Source organism: Bacillus sp. JK62 (assembly GCF_053663455.1).
Window position 1 is genome coordinate 817110 of the sequence record NZ_JBSJQA010000002.1, and the last position, 17853, is coordinate 834962.

Consider the following 17853-nt stretch of genomic DNA (forward strand, 5'->3'; position numbering starts at 1 on the left):
AAAAAAAGGAACAGCTTTTAGCTGCCCTTAGAAAAACCTTTGGTCTCTTTCATAAACTTATCTCGGCTTATGTAATGTTTCTCTTCCTCAAATAAGTCAATGTGTTTATTCCAGTTCACAATGTTTTTACCTGCTTCTGGTGAAACTGTAGCAAAGAGTGTGGAAGTGTCATATTGCTTGAATTGAGCAATCCGGTTATAAGTCATATAAAGTTGAAACAGGGTCATGTCATTAATGTCTTTATAAAGGTAGCCTGTATAAGTCGACACTGTGCTAATGATATCTGCCATATCAACTGAATCACCATCTTGACTCTTGACTCTTTTGCTTCGCTCATTAGCTTTTTGAATTTCAGGATTGGAGCTTATTTTTTCTTCCTTCAAACAACACATTTTTAATACCAGTTCTCTAATGGAATCGAAATTGTCTGGGGTAAGCTTATCCAGTATTTCTTCTCCATTGAACATTTTAGAAAACACTGTGCTGTAAGCTTCTTGAAAATTAGGAAGGGTACCCGAAATTTCATAAAGAGTCATTTTTTTTAATTCAGCAACAAGCTCATCAAGTTCCCCGAAACGATTAACATCTTCTTTGCTATAAACGTAAATGATCTCTTTTTTGGACATTTTGATTAGCCTTAAATAATTGGCTAACTGACCGTACTCTTTAACTTTAATGAATCTGCATTCACCAAGTTCTGTAGAGATAGGTTCTCCAGTAATGAAAAACTCCATATCAATCATTTCATAGCTCCGAAAGTGAATATTAATTTGTATCCCAAATATCCTTCAGGTGCGTTAGATATGAGCAGTCTTGTGTACTTAATATTTTTACCGATACCAGCAAAATTTCGATTGAAGAGCATGTCACAAATACGATCAGTAATTTTCAGGTTCCTGAATTCAGTCTCTTCATAGGTGTTAATGTGTGTATAAACATCAATCATCAAATCTTGATCTAGCAGCATCGCACTTTGGATTGAGGGTTTAGGGATTCCATTGCCAAGATAAACACAAAGCCTGCAAATTGGTTGATCGGTTAAATCATCAGTTTTGGGAGCACGTTTAATTATGGAGCTTAATATCGATGGGGAATCATCAACTGGATCATAATAATTTTCCAACGTCTGAACGTCAGGGAGAGAAGAGGAGAGAGGGTCATCTTTATAATATAAAAGACGATTCAATTCTGTATCATTCATAATGGTTCTGAATACAGTTGTCATATGTTCGACCATCATACTCATTCACTATCACCTCCAACTTTCTTTTTGGCTATAAGTCTAATTGTTCCGGTGTCTCCATAGACCTTGGAATAGTCTATATCATCAACACGGAATTCCTCACCATAAAAAGAAAGAAAAAGACCCTTCTTTAATTTTTCATGTTTTAAAAAGGGGATGGTGACATGTGCTTGCCCTTCAGGAATATTTATAGCCAATTCTGATCCAATTGTTGAGGTTGTCCGTTCTAAAACACACGGGATGTCAACTTTCTCACCAGGCACTTTAATCTTTATCGGTCTCCCTGTAACTTCATCGATCTTTCCGGAATCAATTAGTTTGTCAGAAGATGTTAGACTAATTGATGAATTACAAAGCCGCATAGTAGCACTGTCATTCATTTTGTTATCGGTAGGGCGTGAATTAACTAACCAGTAACTACCGTCATACAAAATCAAGTCACCACGATTTAATAAACCTAAAACTGTAAGGACTTTTTTTGTTTCACTGTCCTGAGTGGTTTGAATTATTACCTGTGCAGGCTTGCCATTCAATTTAATATCGTAAGTTTCAGGTGAATTTGCTAAGATTTCTTTGAAAATTTCATACTTGTTTGAATTAAACTCTTCATTTTCCCAGCCACTCAAATAATTTGAAGAAGAGGTAAGATACCAATCTACAGACACCGAACCACCTCAATCAAAATTATTCACTTTTAGTTTGCTCATTTTTTTTTCAATCTCATCGACAAGATCTTCATAGGATCTATTAACCTGAGCTTTAGTATTAGATAAACCTGTCAATTGAATATCTCTTCCTACAATGTTGTTTAATTTTAAGGCTCTGTCTCGATATCTTCCTAAATAATCTTTGTACATGAGTCTTCCTAAAATTTGAATTTGAGAAGGGGAGAGGGGTTCTTTAAAATCTTTTGTTTCTTTATCAAAACCCAGTTCAGTTAAATCTGTTTCATATTCACCAATAGCATTCTTGAAAAACTGATACTCAAGTCCATCTGGTAATATTTCATTTGACTGAAACTTTGAATGGAAAACGTTTATGATTTCATCATAGGTAGTCAAGATTTAACCCCCTTATGATTGAGTATCAAATTTAAATCCAGTGTATTCTTCAATGAACTTAATCTTAGCGTAGTCATTAATCTTTTCTTTTTTAGCCACATCAAACAGCTGAGCTTTTTCAGACTCAAGTAAAATTTCTTTTTGAACATTTTCTTCGAAGGCTTTTTGTGTTTTATACCCCAAGATTTGTTTAATCCGTTCTACAGTAACAACTTCTTGCTTATCGTCTTTATCATCAGTCTCAAAACCTAAGTGTACACGGGTTTCTTTGTCATCAATATAGATTTTGGCATGAGTACCTTGACCGTCAGTTCCAGTGAATAGCGAGGTATTGTCATAGACTTGGGATTGCACTTCTCCAGCTGTAATCTGTCTAATCCCATTGGCTGGCAATCTGAAGTCTCCGTGAGTGTCAATCTTTCGGAAATATAAATCCCATGGACATAAATTTTTAATTGTAATCTTTTTATCTAAATTAAAAGACATGTAATCCCTCCAAAAATAAAAGGAGGGACACAGCCCTCCTAAATTTTAAATTGTTTAAATTTGTGGTAATTCATATTTTGTGTCTCTGATGAGACCAATTTGATGTTCTTGTCCTTTTGCTACACCAGCCCCAATTTCCATATCAAAACGAGTAATCTCTGTTCCAGTAATAATGTCGTTACCATTCATTGAAGTAAGTCCGCCTTTTTGGAATACTTGAAGAGGGGATTTTTTACCTTGCGGAACGAAGAAGAGAAGTCCTTCAGGAAGATATGTTTTGAAGTTGTCGCCGGCTTTATTTAATTCAGTAAGATTATAAGCGTTAGGTAATTCTACAACAGAAGAACCTTTATAAGTGTTAAGCAATCCTGTTCTTCGGATTTCATCCATAACAGACTGAGGGAGCTTAGTGCTTGAAGCATCTCCGGCTACAGCCTGAAACCCTGCAAAGTCATTTAACTGAGAAACAACAGAAAAGTCACCAACAATAGAAGGTTGCCCAAATCGGCGAATCTTTGTGATAATATCGTCTACAGATGATTTGGTGATACCTTCAGTTTCAGCAAAGTATTTAACACCTGTTGCATTTTTAATTGCATTGAACATTTCATTTACAACATAGTACATTGCTTTGTTCATCATATCTGTTTGAACTTGCTCCATGCCTTCGGCTACTTTATCAAGGTTTCCACTTTGAATCTCACGATAGTTAACAGCATAGCCAGAAGAAATGGTTTGAGTTCCAATTGGATATTCGCTCCAAGTTGTAGTAGCGAACGGTACGTCACCGCGGGAAGCTTGAAATTGGCTTCGGATGGATTCATGCGCGTATGTTGTCATCATTGGTTGCTGATCATAACCAATAGTTCTAAATGTGCCCATAAAATCAAATAGCTTAATTGCTGAAATAAGCTTAGGCTCAATGGCATAACGCACAATTGTGTTGATCTCGGCTTTAGCTACAGGATTGCCCATAAGAGCTTTGGAAGCTAGTTCCTTCACATGGGTCATAGCAGCGTTGGCTTTTGCTCCAAACTTGGAAAGATCTTGACCCGTTGCAGCTGCAGAAAAGATTTCTACAATAGGGGATTTAGCATTCAATTTAGCATTTGCATAATGGTTTGAGTCTTTTTGAACATTGTTTAATTCAACTGTAAACATTAATAATTACCTCCAGAATATTAATTAAGCCTGTACTGTTAGGTACAAACCTTTTCCGCCAAATGTATTTTTCTCTAAGACTTTTAGAGATACTTTAAACTCTGCAACGTCATCGCCAGCTTTAACCCATTTACCTGATTTGTCCGCAGCAGGAACCAGTACGTCATCTTTAACAAGCGCATCATAATCAACTACTACGTCTGAGCTAAGTTCAATTGGCAGTCCTTTTAAGTCAGCTAAATTAAAAGCAAGGACATATTCACCTTTTAGAACTTTGAAGTCTTCTTTATTGCGAATTTCAGGTTTATCAATAATGTTTCCAACCACATACACATCACCTTTTGCAGTTGAAGATGCGCCTGGTGGGAATGCGTTACCAGAAGAATCGTTAGGGATTACGGCTAAACCAGGGACTAAATCGACACTAGCCTTGCAGCGTGGATTATTTCGTACTTGTTTATAAGCACCAATTGTTCCGAATTTGAACATTGAGTATTCCTCCTAAATTTTATAAAAGTGTTATTTTATCTTAATAAAGATCATCAATAGTCACTGAACTTTGTTGCCCAGAATCACGAACTTCTGAATAAATATCGAAATTTGTGCTATTAGTCTCAGAGGCTTGCTTCTTTGAGCGTTCAGCGATGAAGGATCGAGCGATTGCTGAGTTGATTTCAGAAATAATTTCGTTTTTAAGCTCGACAGAAGGGGACTTAGAGAACATTTCAATTTTCTCTTTTGCGACATCCTTTTCTTCAGGAGAATATTCCTTTAAAGCTTGGTTAAGCTCTCCTTGCATCTTTTCGGCTACCGCCTTGTTTTTGAATTCCTTTAGGGAATTAAGCTCTTCATCTGCCTTGGCTTTTTCATCCTTAGCTTTTTGCGCTTCTTTTTCTTTTGCATCAGCCTTAGCTTTTTCATCCTTTGCGGCTTTAACAGCGGCATTCAGTTCTTCAGTTTTTTGCTTTAAGTCCTCAGTAAGTTTCTCAACTTTTTGATTTAACTCTCCAATTTCTTTATTCTTATTATCAAGTTTGTTGTTTAACTCAAGGACTACTTCTTCTTGAGATTTTGACATTAAATTATCCTCCTTTTTGTTACTGTTTAATTCAAGTAAAATGGCAGCGTCATCTGCAGGATCGATACCTAAAATTGCATCACCTGTAAAGTCAAACTTCATAGGTATACGCCCTTGCTCTTTCCAGCCACCCTCATATTCAATTGCATCTGAGCCTTCTACAGCTGCTATTTCAACCGAGGTTTCAGGGAAATCACCATCAAACATCTTTGATTTTAACCATTGAACAAATTTAGGGTAGCGCTGGTTGTATAGGAAGCCTTCAGCTATTAACACTCTTTTTGGCTCACTATTAACATCAATAGTGTCAATGTAAGCATTGGTAGTCGTACCAACCACTGCGCTGTTTTCAAAGAGAGGGGTGCCGTCCTTGACTTCTGTTAAACCGTGTCCGAATGGCTTACTGTTTTCATCATCCAAGAACTCTGCGCAAATTGGCATTAACTTGATTGATTCAAGGTTAGCGTTTATGTATTTCTCCAGCCAGGTAATACCGTTCTTGTTGAACTGAGTATTGTTTTCATGAATTTCAAGAACGACCCACTTGATGTATGTCTGACCACTGGTTTTCTTCTGATTGTTAATTTCTAAAATCGTGCTTTTCAAATACTTATCACCTCCTCTCAAGAGCCAGAAGGCGTTCCGTTACTGTTATTTGTCTTCGATTTAATCGTGTTTTCATTTTTCGGATCATCGATCTCAGGTGCGCCGGCTGACTTATCGTTATTCTTACTCATTGTGAAAGAGGTCGCATGAACAGGGAATTTTTCATCAAAACCTTCGTCTTTTTCATATTCCATTAGGGATAAGTAAGCATCAGGATTCCAGCCAGTAGCGGCTATCCAAGCAATAAGGCTTCCTCGACCACTTGTATAAAGGTCTTTCATGTTTTGGACTTTTTCTTTCCTGTTAACGTGGGTAAGAGGGAGGTAGTAAACCTCAATATAAGAGCGAGGATCTTTGATGATATTGGCGTTTATCACCTTGTTAAACTCACTTTGAATTTGTTCTAACCAGGAGAATATTTGGGAAGAAACCATCTCGATATTGGTTTGTTGAGAAGAGTAGTTACCGTCTTGACCATTGAGAGCAGATCCTGCAAATCCTAAATTTGTAGTGATCCGTTTAATGAGCTCGTCTTCACCTTTAACCTTCAAGAAATCTACATTAGTTTCCAACTTGTCTAATTTTGTTCCAGAGGCCAAAGAGAAGAACTTAACACCTTTAACGCTTCCTTTAGCGACTAATGCTTTTTTTATATTCTCATGCTGCTGTTCCTGTTGCTTTTGAGATAAAGCTGATTTGCCTTTTTGATCACCTTCAGGGAATGTCTGATAAATTAAAGTGCTGTTGAGTTCATCTAAAATGTTTCGTTTAGTGTCAACAAAGTATTCATCATAAACCATATCAATAAATGCAGATAAACCGATTGGGCGTCCCCATTGATCTTCAATGTCGCTGCTTCCTTTAACAGCAATGGTCTTATTGTTATCAAGAACTAGCCATTTTCGATTTTGATCTTTCTTATAAGCTCTATAGCCTTGTCTGATTTCTTCTGGCCAGCGTCTAAGCTTTAATGATCTTCCGTTACTTGTGAACTTGTCAAAATAGGAGACATCAAAAGCTATTTGATAAGAGGAATTTTTCCTGCCGATAATTTTGCAATAATCGAGGGGAAGGGGGAGGACGGAACAATTAAAGTCATCAATAGCATTTGATTCAGTTATTGATCCGATCTCATTGTCACTTAGAGTGGTGGGAAAAGAATCATTGGCTACAGAATCAAAATAATAAAAGCCAGTTCCATATTTGCTGAGTTTCCCTAATGCATCCCTGACAACACTTTTGTCGCTGATTTTCCTTAAAGCCAGATTGAACTTTTGTTTGTTCAATTTGAAATCAGCTACTTTACTTGATCCCAAAATAACTCTGTCTAAAGTAGGGAGGGCTACCATGTAGTCAATAACGTTTCTATACACACCATTTGCGTTATAAAGCAATTTAGAGGCATCTCTAATCTGTTTATTATGGACGTTGTGGTCTTTTAGCCATGATTTAACTTTGTCGTAAGAAACGCCGTTAAATAAATCATTAAAAAACAATGAATCAAGCGGCGCTAAATTTGTATTAAACTCATATGATGACTGTGGTTCAGGTGTAGTCATTATTCACCTCCTCAATTTCTAATTAAAAAAGAATCCAAATGAATACTCATCATCGGATTCTTCCTTTTCTAAAAATAAAGCTATGTAATACAGTGCATAAGCAATTGCACTGTACCTATCCTTATCGATTCTTTTTACAACTTGCTCAACAGTGAAAGAATTCTGTGTCTTTTTAATTCTGAGATTTGCAACTTCGTCAATGAACAATTGAGTTTGAATACATGCTGCTTCAATCATTACATCATCAGATATGCTTTTTTGGTTCTTGATGTCATCATAGGACTTTAGTAACTTCAATTTTCCGGACTCAACATAATCCAGGAATTGAGTGATAATGTCTTGGTTAATGCCTTGGGATTTTAGGTTATAAACGATTTCCGGCGAATTTGGTACATCTGGCTTTTGATCAGTGTTTATTGTGGCCCAACACCCAAGTTCTTCATTGGTCTCCGGATCCGTAACATCCTCTAATAACCGGTCGATTAAACCGCCACCGACTCCGTTTCCATCGACAATAACAGCTTTAACTCTTGAGAGGGAAGTATCTTGATTGCCACCATAGTTTTTGAAAACTCTTTTTACCATGATTGATTGTTCTTTAAAACTCAATCCGTTTGGTGGCTCTATAATATTAACCACTTGAACTTGCCTAATGAGGTTGTTGCTGTTTCTGATTATCTTCAAAACAACGATAGCTGTTTTATTGTTTGATTCAGCCGCTGAGCGGGCAACGTCTACCCCGATTACATATTCGTGCAGCAAAAAGTTCTTATTTTTATCTCTTGGGCAAGAAAGTTCGGGATGGGTAATAGTCCGGGCTTTGATTAATTTACTGATATTAATTAATGCGCCGTCACTTGCACCAATCCAGTCACAAAGGTAATTCTGACGGAAGCGAGTTACATTCCCTTGTCGCGCTTTATTAATAACAGACATTTTTTGACGACCAAAGTGAATAGGAATGCGCCAATCTGATCCAAATACAAAGGATCCTTTAAGATCACCAGTTTCCTTAACCATCGTAAGGATTTTTTCGTACTCATCTGAGTTTTTATATCCTGATGTAGAGAACCGGTTAATCTGCCCATTTAATTCAGCAGGATCTATTTCACCGGTCATGGTTGTGCGAGGGATGTTAAAGATTGGCTCAATAGCATCATCGTATAAATCTTTATCAATCAAGGCAGATTCTTCTAAGGAGCCACGTCTTCTACGTAAACCCTTAGAGGATTGGGCGTTTGCCAGGTTATCGATGATCGCCCCGTTTTGAAATTCAACTCGACCACTGTCTTTTGAAAAGTTTTCACTCTTGATTTCATCTTTAATGGAAGGGTAAAACCTTAAAATTTCCTCGTGCTTTTCTTTCCAAATTTTCACCGCTGATTCCTTTGTAGAAGCGGTAATGGCTAACGTTACATTAGGAAAGCAAATAGCTGTATGGTATGCAACCATAATCTGGGTAAGCGTTTTTGATCCGCCACGCGGAATACAGAAGTAGTTCTGAGGGAAGCGACTGAGTGTTCTCATCATAACTCTTTGGTATAAATCCAGCTCAATTCCGCCGACTTCGGGTTTCAACATATCGTAAAAAATGTCTGGATAAAAACGAATAAATGAGGTGAACTCAGCCCACTTGGAGATATTCTTGCCAATGAGGTTTGAATTGTCATCGGGATTCAGAGGGGTTTCAAAAGCTGCGTCGTAAATATCTGTTCTATTTTTTGTGTGCTTCTTGTTTTTCGAGGTGAAGTTTTTATAGCTGGCCATTAATCTTCATCACCTGTGTCATAAAGTGGTTCTCTGTACACATTCTCCAAGTCTCTGAAAACATTGTTGCGAGCACTCTTTAGTTTATCAATTTCTTCAGGCGACAATCCTTTTGATTTGAAGTCCTCTTCGAGCATTTCATCATAGAAGTGGTAAATGTCCTTGTAGTCGACTTTTTCCTTATCTTCAAGCCTTCTGTAATAATTTATAATCGCCCAAATGATTAGATCAGCGTCGTCATATGGTTGAGCTGTCAAACGAGGGAGAAGGGGGATAATGCCTAATTCTGTTTCAACTGCTTCAAATAATTGAGAAAGTACATCGACTCCACCACTGATATCGCTCTTACTTAACTGAGATACATTAATTTTTGCATCTGTAGCTGCCTTTGAAGCTAATGAACCCCATTCTTTAGCTTCTTTTACCTCGCCTTTAGCAGTTGCTAACTCCTCTTTTACGCGAAAACGAATATATGAAAGCAAGCCTTCAGTATGAAGTGTGGTTTTTTCGCCGTAATTCCGAATAAGTTTATTGTATTTTCTTTCAAACTGACGGTACTCATCGGGGGTGTAACCAATCCCCCATTTATCAATCAGGTCATCTGGAATTTCAGATTGGCTAACACCAGAATTGTTTGTAGGCGTAGATTCCTCTATAAGTGGCTTCTCTGGTTGTCTTTCAAAAACACTGTCTTTATAACCAGTACCGTTAAATTGCTTCAATGAATTAGCCATTGTCATATAAGCGCTAAATGTATCTGTTTTTCTCTTTTCAGCTTGTTCCCAATACAACGGATCAAATTTAACATCAATCTGTTGTAAGACTGTATATATTGATTCAATATTGTTGTAATCAATGTTTTTCTTCAAGCAAGTCTTGCAAATAGGGACTTTTCCAGTCTTCTCATACAGACTGCTTCGTGAATTATAGAACCCTGACTCTTTGTCCTTTTCTTTCTGACAAGCAGCACAGATCAATTTTTCCTTTTCTTTAGCTTTTCTTGGCATTGGTTCACCTCCAAATAATTGGTTCAAAAACACGTTTTATAAAATGCCCAGCAATAGAGCGAAAGGGGGATCGCAATCATCACTAGGCGTTCTAAAAAGGTGCTTTTAATTCTTCGTAAAATAATTACAAATTTACTTTGATTTTTCCTTTTGTTAGATGTTAAATATAAATACAGATAAGGAGGAGTCATAATGAAAATAGAATTATTCTGTTCAGTTTGCGATAATAACAGCCCTGTAGAAGTAGAGGTTAATGAGACTAATATGTATGAACTAACTTGTAGCAAAGGGCATAAAAGTAAATGTTTTGTTCAGGTGCAGAAATTTGAATTACTCTTTGAATTAGGAGCCTATGCTTTGCTCGATGGATATACAAGGGAAGCCGTATCGAGTTTTGCCGTGGCGATAGAGAGATTACACGAATACTGTATTAATATCTTAATGATAAAAAATGGAGCTTCAAAAGAACTCAGAGAACAAACATTTAAAATGGTATCTGTAAATTCAGAAAGACAATTAGGCGCTTTTTATTATCTTTATGTAAATGAGTTTCAAGAGCCCCCTGAACAAATTTCAAGGACTAGGGTTACATTTAGAAATGCCGTTACCCATAAAGGGAAAATACCTACATATGATGAGACAATTGAATATGCTGAGTATGTCTTTGGATATATGATTCGATTGTTGCAAAAACTTAGATCGATTGAGAACATCAGTACCCATGAACTCCAACATTACAATGATTATCAGTTACCCCCTTATGACTGTAAGGATACTTCTCCGAGTAATATTCCTAGCGGAAAGGTGGTATTATCAATGATCGGCACCTCAAGTGGAAACAAAGATTACAGTGACAAAGACTTCAAATTGCAATTAGAACAACTAAAACAAAGAGAAAGATGGTTATATAACTGATCTCCCCTTTTAGCGACACCTCGGTGTCGTTTAATTTTCATAATGGTTATAAGTAGTCCTCATTTTGTTCACTACATTCTTTGCAACAGTAATCATTACAGTCCCGATGGAGGGATCCGCATTCAATACAACACTCGCACCATGACATACCGCAGAGGTCACATATCCAAATTAAGATTTCGTCATCTATCCACATATTTTTTTCTCCTTGTAAATGACCATGATGCTTATATGGATTAATTCAATATGTAATCGTACTGAATAGTCCGACCTTTGCCAGACTCATAAATTGATAGGTTTGCTCCAGCTTTTGCACCTGTCATTAGGCTGTCACTGTATTCATCAGATCCCATAACGGAAGGGAGTTGTATAACTTGGATATTGTGAGTGGCTGCCTCACCTACAGTGAGCATATTTCCGTGGTGGAAGTGGGAGATATACATGTAATCGTAGAATTTTCTTTTCAACTGTGAGATATCACGAATAGCATTCTTTTTGTTTTTAATTTGGTGTCCATGACATGCGAGAATTTCAAATTCAAGTAATTTAAAATCCACAATGCCTTCATCTTGAAGAGGTGTCTCAATTCGTTCATTGTCTTTGAGCATGTCGTGAATATACGTTGCAATGATACGCTCAACATCTTCTTTAGGCATTTCTGAGCGGCTTGTGTTATGTAATCGTAACTCTGTATGATTCGCAGAGGGGATATGTATGTATCTGATTTTAACGTGCTTAGAAAGCTCTCTGAGCCATTCAACTTTATATCTAGAGTATTTAATCACTTGGTCAATAAAACCGTACTGAAGGGCTGTTAATTGTGATACGCGTAATGCCATACCTTCAACACTGTCTGCACCATTCAATACAACTAGCTCATCTAAATTTTCTTCTTTTATGTACTCAACAGTTTCAGAAAGAATCTGATTCATTCGCTGCAAATAAATCTGTTCGTTGTATTCATTGTTACAGCTTTTAAATTGCTTCCCAAAATGTTCATCGCCAAATCCAAGAACAGCAGCCCTTTTTCTTTCGTTTCTTTTCAATGGATAGAAGGAAGGCGGAGGAAGAGTGCCTACTTTCTCAATTGCTTCAGTTACATTTTCATATAGAAGCTCTGTTCGACATTTGACACGTGTGTTTTTATGTATTTCATGCTTTACAGCTTGGAGCTTTTTTCTCTCTTCCATGATTTCAACCTTTTTCAGTTCCAATTCAAGGAGAGAATTATTTGATTCATCTGACTTTTCTCTTTGGTATTCAACTCCTTCAATGAAGTTGTTGAACCATTTTCTATAAGCAGATTCACCTTTAGATTCACCAGTTTCCTTGTTGATTAACTCTTTGATTTCTTCCCAGTTTAGATTATAAATGTCTTTATTAGAGCAGATTCTTATTTTCCATTCTTTAAGGTTTTCATCTGAGTGACGCTTAGTTTGAACAGGATCGATCATTCAGTCACCACCTACTCAGAAAGTCCTTCAGTTTCTTGAGGAACAACATCACTGTCACTTTTTAACGTGAAATCAATTGGATCTGTTTTGCTTTCAAGCTCTCTTAGGTATTTAGATAATGAGTGAATGTGTATGCCATCACCTTTATGCTCAATAATTTGATCTTCATCAACATTTACAGTGCATTTCTTAAAAGAATACTCTTTCTTCCCTTTAGCCAAATTAAATTCCTCCAATATGTGTTTTATTTACGTTCAATAAGCTCCTTCGGAAGCCCGATGATCCGAAGCATCGGTAACGTCCGAAAAGGGGATATAAGGAGATGAAAAGATAAGTCGGATAGGCGTTGGGGAAACGCCCGAAGGAGATTATTGATAACTTGCGTACCGAAAAAATCGTAAGTACATTCCGGTTGATCAGTAAAGTAAAACGCAAGCACAAAAAGACCTTCTAACGATTTAGATGGCCTTGTTCTGATTACATTCTAACCCCGTTTCACCTACGTAAGTAGCTCACGTTGGGACGCAAGCCTTTGGATAGACGGGAATACGCTGATTACGGGTTCAGCGAATGAAACCTTTGTAGTCGACAAACTATAAGTAAGCCGAAAATAACAAAAGACGTCATTATGACGTCTTCAGGAACTCCTTGTACTTCATGGTACATGAGCATAAAAACCGGTAATCGCTGTGCGAAAACCGGATTCTCCTTCTACACCTGGCAGATGAGCTATGGTAACAAAAATACACGCTTTATGGGACGTGTTAAAATTCCCATTACCTTTACATCTTATATATCAAGTTTTTATGTTGCTTGCCAACTGCTCAGCAGAGTCTGAGAGCCAAGGGAAAAATAATTTGAGAAGGAAAGACCCTAATAAGCCTTCTCAATGGCATTTTAAATGCTCTTGTCGGGTTACACGCCTTATTGAGAAACAAAGCGTCTCAAACGCTCGCCATTTATTTTGCACAGTTTTCTCTGACCCGTGTAAGGAGGTATGTGCATGGGAAAGGTAAGTCTCCATACAGAACATTGAAGGAGATGAAGTGAAATAAAGTGAACGTGTTGCTAAGTGAAATTGAAAAGGCAAGACCGAAAATAATCCTTTTCTGTGAAATGGGAGCGGTGATCAATCGCCCAAAAACCATCTCACTTATTTTACGAGCATAGAAGACTCGCTAACCCGGAAAATTTTTATGTGACCAGATAATAAGCATCATTACTTACAAGGGCATTATTTAAAGGGAAGGGAGACGCATCTTCCTTACCTAAGTGCAAGCCGAAGCAATACACCGCAATTAATATTCAGTTTATATGCCGCCCATAATAAGACCCTGATGGGATTCAGTCGCAATTTGTATTAATGCGTTAAGTCTTATCGGCATATTTAGCCCGATAATAGCCATTTAGCTATCTCTTTTAGATACAGACATTCGAGTTAACCTCGAACCCTCATAAATGACCATTATCCGACTAACTACAATGACCAGTTGTAGCTGTAAAGTCGAATTTAATGCTTTTGTTCGTATGAAAGAGAGAATAGCAATGTTTAGAAAAAGCTTAATCCACGATGGGGCAATACCCCGCTAATATCCACTTATCCAAAACCCTGGCATCCAAGACCTCAAACAAATGAATATTAGCGGAGAACTGATATCCCACATATCAGTAAACAGCTTATTATTGACGACACCCCCATGCCATCAATAAAAGAACTCTAATTAATAAACCTGGAGATGAATACATGAAAAAAGAGGGGAGGTCGACAATTTCCTCCATAACTTCTAACTCTGCCACTTTTAGGAGCATAAGCTCTATGTGACAAAGGCGTGCAGGAAGCCTTTCCTGTCGTCCTCAGTAAATTTTATTAAGCTTTCACTGCGTCTTTTAGAGCTTTAGCAGCCTTGAAGGCAGGTGCCTTTGTAGCTGGAATATCAATTTCCTCACCCGATTGCGGATTTCTCCCTTTACGAGCTGCACGTTCACGAACTTCAAACGTTCCAACTCCTGGAATCTTGATTGATTCACCTTTTGTTAATGCTTCAATGATGACATTAAATACTGCTTCCACTTTAGGTGCAGCTTCTTTCTTAGTAACTCCTAATTTTTCTGCAACTTCTCCAACAAATTCTGTTTTGTTCATGTTTTAATTCCTCCTAGTGATATTGTTTATTTTTGTGTTAAAGTAAAATTACGGTAACGTTTATGCTTCTTTTGAAAAACGGGAGACGTACTCACCCTTATATGTGGAAATTAGCTTTCTTTCTCCCTTATGGCGATTATCTCAAAAGGGGCTTTCAGACCAGTCATATCAAGGGTTCAAGGCGCTTTTTTCGTTAAACTTTTTCCGGTAAAATCGCTGTACCCCTTGGGGGAGTAAGGCTCAGGGCACTTTCTATTTCGCTACCAGTTGCTTTCTCTTCCATTCTCTTTTTCTTATCTTTTCTCGTTCATTTAAACATTTTGTACAGTATTTTTTCTTGTTTCCTTTATTGCTTATAGGTTTCAAGCAGCTTAAACATACCTTCCTGTTCTTTAAGTTTATTGCTAAGTTATTTAATAGAATCTCACCAAAGCACTCCCATAATGTTGATTTAAATTTGCTTTTCTTTTTATATAGGTACTTTGCTAAAACATCAGCAACATATTGCTCGTCATTATGGATTTTCAACAATCTGTCTTTGATAACCTTATAAACATAAAGTTTTTGTCCAGGCTTAATGTCCTCATCATTCATGAGCCATTTCTTGTTCTGGTCTAATCGTTTATATTCACGAATAATTGCATCGTCCAATTTAATATCCCTGTTCTTGAGCAGGAAGCGGTAATCAAATTTTCCTGCCACTGTTGCGAAATTAATTCGGTCAGAAGGGATAATGGAGTCTAACTTATTTACTGTGCTTTCATTAATTAACTCAACACTATGTTCTTCTTTATCCTTTGCATTGATAAAGAAGTAAGGCACTTTATTTTTTATGTAAACTTTAATTTTTTCATCAACATGATCAGGACGGGTCGGCATGAATAAGGTTTTTGCAAAATCAATAGTAAAGTTATTTTCCATGCATAACCATTTGATCACATCCAGATTTATATTGTCGCTGTTCCATATCTTAGTGATGTTGTTGCTGTACTCCCCGATATTGATCCCATAAGCAAGAGTTAGTGCTTCATAGATGTTCCTGCTATTAATCTTTTGTTTCTGGGCTACAGACATTTCATAATACAACGGAACGATGTTTTCCATATTACGCTTGGCAATATTGACGATTAACTCATCAGAAATAATTAAGGCCTTATCCCCGTCATTATCAAACTGCAGCAACTTAGATATCGGATCATGAATGCTTGTGTAAACACCTGGGGTAATGAACCACTTTTCATATTTCTCATCTTTTTTGTTCCACCTAACACCATGCTCTCTGAATAGGTGAGGGGAGCGGAGGATGTCAATATACCCTTCATCATATAAAGAACAATGGACATCATTTCCTGAAAGCAGTCCTTTTGGATTCTGGATATTCAGAAATAATTTTTCGCAGAAAGCATATAGATCAGGGCATAAGTATGTATAACGAGCACCATCAACAAGCAATTTTCCTGATTTGGCATCTTTAATCATGCTTTTCTTTTTATTTTTAATAATTTCTTTCGTGTGATCATCGTTAAGAAGTTCTGGATATAGAAGTAAAGCGTCCTGAAGAGCTGTCCGATGTTTCTTTTTCTCCGTAGCTCCAAGAACTCTTAACATGGTTTCTTTGTCAGTTCCCAATGTGGCAATCTCTTTTACAGTCTTTGAGCTCATTTGAATTAATTCTTCATCTGAGATATCTGTAAGTGTCTGGAGCATTTGATAAGTGAGTTTACCTTCAATAGAAGGGTCTTCTTCGTTGAGTTTTGCCCCTAAGCATCCATATTTTTTATAATTGCCTTGATATTCTTCCCACGATGAATAATACTTCCACATTTTAAACTGGCTTTTAGTGAAGATAATTTGAACATCATCTTTCACTACGTCCCATTCCTTGCCGTATACATCAGTTACTTTAAAAGCTTTGTTTTCCTCAGCAAATATACGAAAATCAAAAGGGACTAATAAACCCTTTACCCACGGGAGCCTTACCATGAAGCTTTTACGACTAAGAGTGGGAAGTATCATTCCGCAGCCATCTGTATGCTCAATGGGAATGTTCATTGTTTTTCGTGTGATCTTGTAGGTGTCTCGATCAATGTAGTCAACGAGACTCGACACATCAGTTTCTAAGTCGTTGACTACAATAGCTTTATCAATATCAATCTCCCAAGGGCTACTGGCGCTGTTAGATAAGGCCATATAACTATTCCATTTATTAATGCTACTACCACCAAGGGAGTTGATCTTTTCAATACTTAAGCCGCATGTCAAAGCATCCTGATACTTATCGTAGGTGCTTTTTTTAATGAAACATGACTTCTTTGTACGAATTTGACCGGCGCTGCTTGTGAAATAAACGTATTTTTCATTGTTATGTAAAAATCCTTGATCAATAATGTCCTTCAATACTTCAAAATGATAAGTCTGGACAACCATGATTTCCTCTGAAAGGGTGTTTTCATTAATCCCTAATGTACGGGTCAACACTGAATCAAATAAAGAAATCACTTTATTGTCCCTTAAGCTGTCAGTTCGAAGTGTTCTTATGTCGTTATGTTCTTCGAATGCGGAATAGAGGCATTCTTTAAGGTATGTAATTCTTTGTGATATGTATTTCTTATGTTTATTATTTACATTGTCTAATGTCTTAAGATAATCTCTGTATCTATAAGACTTCAAAATCTTATTATGTAATGAATTTTCTTTGTCATTGTAAAATGCGGATGTATCCACACTGTAGATATGAACTTGCTTAGACAATCCGTCTTTTTTTCTTTTCAATCAATCCCCTCCATATATTTTATTTTTACTCTAAAGGTGCTTAATATTCGCTATTAAGATATTGATTTACTAAACTTCGATATGTAAAGCTTTGCTTATTAATCTTTCCGTACCATTTGTAATCCTGATAAAGGTATTCTTCTTCGGGTGTTGCTGTCCCATCGACTACTTTTCCCTCAATAAACCCCATTAAATGACTAAATAAATACTGATTTTTCATCTTACACCTCCACACTATTTTATTTTTACTCTCAAAATGATTAAAATAAAGACCACTTCACGTGGTTGTGTCTTCATTATATATTTTATTTTTACTCTTGTAAATATAAAAATCCAAAGTTAATTGGATTTAATTTCGATTAATTCAAAAAGATCGTCAACTTTACAATTTAGAATATGTGCCATTAATAAAAGATTATATGTACTAGGGAGGACGGTAGCAAATCCCTCGCTGTCATTTTTACACCATCTAGATATACTTGCTCTTTCAGCTTTTATTTGCTCTGCTAACCAGCCCTTTTCGATACCTTTGCTACTTAGAAATGAATCCAACTTACTTTTAACCCTATATTCCATTTAAATCATCCTTTTGCTGTTTGAA

At 36.8% G+C, this 17853-nt stretch carries 18 protein-coding genes and 1 pseudogene; 1 reads left to right on the forward strand and 18 read right to left on the reverse strand.

Annotated elements, in window-relative coordinates; translation table 11 throughout:
• Window positions 1–17: 17 nt before the first annotated feature.
• From ACWJJ4_RS09235 to ACWJJ4_RS09285, 11 genes are read right to left on the reverse strand one after another with little or no spacing between them, the layout of a single operon-like run.
• Window positions 18–743 (reverse strand): hypothetical protein, encoded by a 726-nt coding sequence (locus ACWJJ4_RS09235; RefSeq protein ID WP_077722248.1) that lies wholly within the window; start codon window positions 741–743, stop codon window positions 18–20.
• Complete coding sequence (locus tag ACWJJ4_RS09240; RefSeq protein WP_454021595.1) at window positions 740–1246, reverse strand: hypothetical protein; 507 nt, start codon at window positions 1244–1246, stop codon at window positions 740–742. Before ACWJJ4_RS09240 ends, ACWJJ4_RS09235 begins: the two co-directional genes overlap by 4 nt.
• A complete protein-coding gene (locus ACWJJ4_RS09245; protein WP_020954178.1) occupies window positions 1243–1908 on the reverse strand; it encodes a hypothetical protein in 666 nt (221 codons plus the stop codon). Before ACWJJ4_RS09245 ends, ACWJJ4_RS09240 begins: the two co-directional genes overlap by 4 nt.
• A gap of 9 nt (window positions 1909–1917) precedes the next feature.
• Window positions 1918–2304, reverse strand: coding sequence for a hypothetical protein (locus ACWJJ4_RS09250; RefSeq protein WP_454021596.1), 387 nt, complete (start codon window positions 2302–2304; stop codon window positions 1918–1920).
• Between the two features lie 12 nt (window positions 2305–2316).
• Window positions 2317–2790 (reverse strand): hypothetical protein, encoded by a 474-nt coding sequence (locus ACWJJ4_RS09255; RefSeq protein WP_020954176.1) that lies wholly within the window; start codon window positions 2788–2790, stop codon window positions 2317–2319.
• A gap of 54 nt (window positions 2791–2844) precedes the next feature.
• Window positions 2845–3951 carry a hypothetical protein gene (locus tag ACWJJ4_RS09260; RefSeq protein WP_020954175.1) on the reverse strand — a complete coding sequence of 369 codons (1107 nt, stop codon included), beginning with the start codon at window positions 3949–3951 and terminating at the stop codon, window positions 2845–2847.
• A gap of 24 nt (window positions 3952–3975) precedes the next feature.
• Complete coding sequence (locus ACWJJ4_RS09265) at window positions 3976–4440, reverse strand: hypothetical protein (protein ID WP_265971876.1); 465 nt, start codon at window positions 4438–4440, stop codon at window positions 3976–3978.
• 40 nt (window positions 4441–4480) lie between these two features.
• Entirely contained in the window at window positions 4481–5635 is a 1155-nt protein-coding gene (locus ACWJJ4_RS09270; protein ID WP_454021597.1) for a hypothetical protein, read from the reverse strand.
• A gap of 17 nt (window positions 5636–5652) precedes the next feature.
• Window positions 5653–7194, reverse strand: a complete 1542-nt coding sequence (locus tag ACWJJ4_RS09275; protein WP_454021598.1) for a hypothetical protein — start codon at window positions 7192–7194, stop codon at window positions 5653–5655.
• 18 nt (window positions 7195–7212) lie between these two features.
• Window positions 7213–8961, reverse strand: coding sequence for a hypothetical protein (locus ACWJJ4_RS09280; protein WP_077722254.1), 1749 nt, complete (start codon window positions 8959–8961; stop codon window positions 7213–7215).
• Entirely contained in the window at window positions 8961–9968 is a 1008-nt protein-coding gene (locus ACWJJ4_RS09285) for a hypothetical protein (RefSeq protein WP_454021599.1), read from the reverse strand. The genes ACWJJ4_RS09280 and ACWJJ4_RS09285 overlap by 1 nt, the downstream gene beginning before the upstream one ends.
• 192 nt (window positions 9969–10160) lie before the next feature.
• Here ACWJJ4_RS09285 and ACWJJ4_RS09290 point away from each other — a divergent pair, with 192 nt between their 5' ends.
• Window positions 10161–10883, forward strand: a complete 723-nt coding sequence (locus tag ACWJJ4_RS09290; RefSeq protein ID WP_064778369.1) for a hypothetical protein — start codon at window positions 10161–10163, stop codon at window positions 10881–10883.
• 236 nt (window positions 10884–11119) lie between these two features.
• Here ACWJJ4_RS09290 and ACWJJ4_RS09295 read toward each other — a convergent pair whose 3' ends face one another.
• From ACWJJ4_RS09295 to ACWJJ4_RS09325, 7 genes and pseudogenes are all read right to left on the reverse strand, one after another.
• On the reverse strand, window positions 11120–12337 hold the full coding sequence (locus ACWJJ4_RS09295; protein WP_406616692.1) for a hypothetical protein: 1218 nt from the start codon (window positions 12335–12337) through the stop codon (window positions 11120–11122).
• 11 nt (window positions 12338–12348) lie between these two features.
• Window positions 12349–12558 carry a YonK family protein gene (locus tag ACWJJ4_RS09300; RefSeq protein ID WP_077722256.1) on the reverse strand — a complete coding sequence of 70 codons (210 nt, stop codon included), beginning with the start codon at window positions 12556–12558 and terminating at the stop codon, window positions 12349–12351.
• A gap of 960 nt (window positions 12559–13518) precedes the next feature.
• Window positions 13519–13630: pseudogene (locus tag ACWJJ4_RS09305) on the reverse strand (hypothetical protein); the annotation flags it as partial.
• A 574-nt stretch (window positions 13631–14204) separates the two neighbouring features.
• Window positions 14205–14480, reverse strand: coding sequence for an HU family DNA-binding protein (locus ACWJJ4_RS09310; RefSeq protein ID WP_077722257.1), 276 nt, complete (start codon window positions 14478–14480; stop codon window positions 14205–14207).
• Window positions 14481–14732: 252 nt separating this feature from the next.
• Window positions 14733–17252, reverse strand: a complete 2520-nt coding sequence (locus tag ACWJJ4_RS09315) for a hypothetical protein (RefSeq protein ID WP_454021600.1) — start codon at window positions 17250–17252, stop codon at window positions 14733–14735.
• A gap of 40 nt (window positions 17253–17292) precedes the next feature.
• A complete protein-coding gene (locus tag ACWJJ4_RS09320) occupies window positions 17293–17472 on the reverse strand; it encodes a hypothetical protein (protein WP_160228962.1) in 180 nt (59 codons plus the stop codon).
• A gap of 119 nt (window positions 17473–17591) precedes the next feature.
• Window positions 17592–17828 (reverse strand): helix-turn-helix domain-containing protein, encoded by a 237-nt coding sequence (locus ACWJJ4_RS09325; protein WP_020954165.1) that lies wholly within the window; start codon window positions 17826–17828, stop codon window positions 17592–17594.
• Between the last annotated feature and the right edge of the window lie 25 nt (window positions 17829–17853).

Excerpts from the sequence above, each read along its gene's own strand:
- ACWJJ4_RS09280 (WP_077722254.1), bottom strand. The coding sequence starts at position 8,961 with ATGGCCAGCTATAAAAACTTCACCTCGAAAAACAAGAAGCACACAAAA.
- ACWJJ4_RS09320 (WP_160228962.1), bottom strand. The coding sequence starts at position 17,472 with ATGAAAAATCAGTATTTATTTAGTCATTTAATGGGGTTTATTGAGGGA.
- ACWJJ4_RS09290 (WP_064778369.1), top strand. The coding sequence starts at position 10,161 with ATGAAAATAGAATTATTCTGTTCAGTTTGCGATAATAACAGCCCTGTA.
- ACWJJ4_RS09240 (WP_454021595.1), bottom strand. The coding sequence starts at position 1,246 with ATGAGTATGATGGTCGAACATATGACAACTGTATTCAGAACCATTATG.
- ACWJJ4_RS09265 (WP_265971876.1), bottom strand. The coding sequence starts at position 4,440 with ATGTTCAAATTCGGAACAATTGGTGCTTATAAACAAGTACGAAATAAT.
- ACWJJ4_RS09275 (WP_454021598.1), bottom strand. The coding sequence starts at position 7,194 with ATGACTACACCTGAACCACAGTCATCATATGAGTTTAATACAAATTTA.
- ACWJJ4_RS09295 (WP_406616692.1), bottom strand. The coding sequence starts at position 12,337 with ATGATCGATCCTGTTCAAACTAAGCGTCACTCAGATGAAAACCTTAAA.
- ACWJJ4_RS09310 (WP_077722257.1), bottom strand. The coding sequence starts at position 14,480 with ATGAACAAAACAGAATTTGTTGGAGAAGTTGCAGAAAAATTAGGAGTT.
- ACWJJ4_RS09235 (WP_077722248.1), bottom strand. The coding sequence starts at position 743 with ATGATTGATATGGAGTTTTTCATTACTGGAGAACCTATCTCTACAGAA.
- ACWJJ4_RS09325 (WP_020954165.1), bottom strand. The coding sequence starts at position 17,828 with ATGGAATATAGGGTTAAAAGTAAGTTGGATTCATTTCTAAGTAGCAAA.
- ACWJJ4_RS09260 (WP_020954175.1), bottom strand. The coding sequence starts at position 3,951 with ATGTTTACAGTTGAATTAAACAATGTTCAAAAAGACTCAAACCATTAT.
- ACWJJ4_RS09255 (WP_020954176.1), bottom strand. The coding sequence starts at position 2,790 with ATGTCTTTTAATTTAGATAAAAAGATTACAATTAAAAATTTATGTCCA.
- ACWJJ4_RS09285 (WP_454021599.1), bottom strand. The coding sequence starts at position 9,968 with ATGCCAAGAAAAGCTAAAGAAAAGGAAAAATTGATCTGTGCTGCTTGT.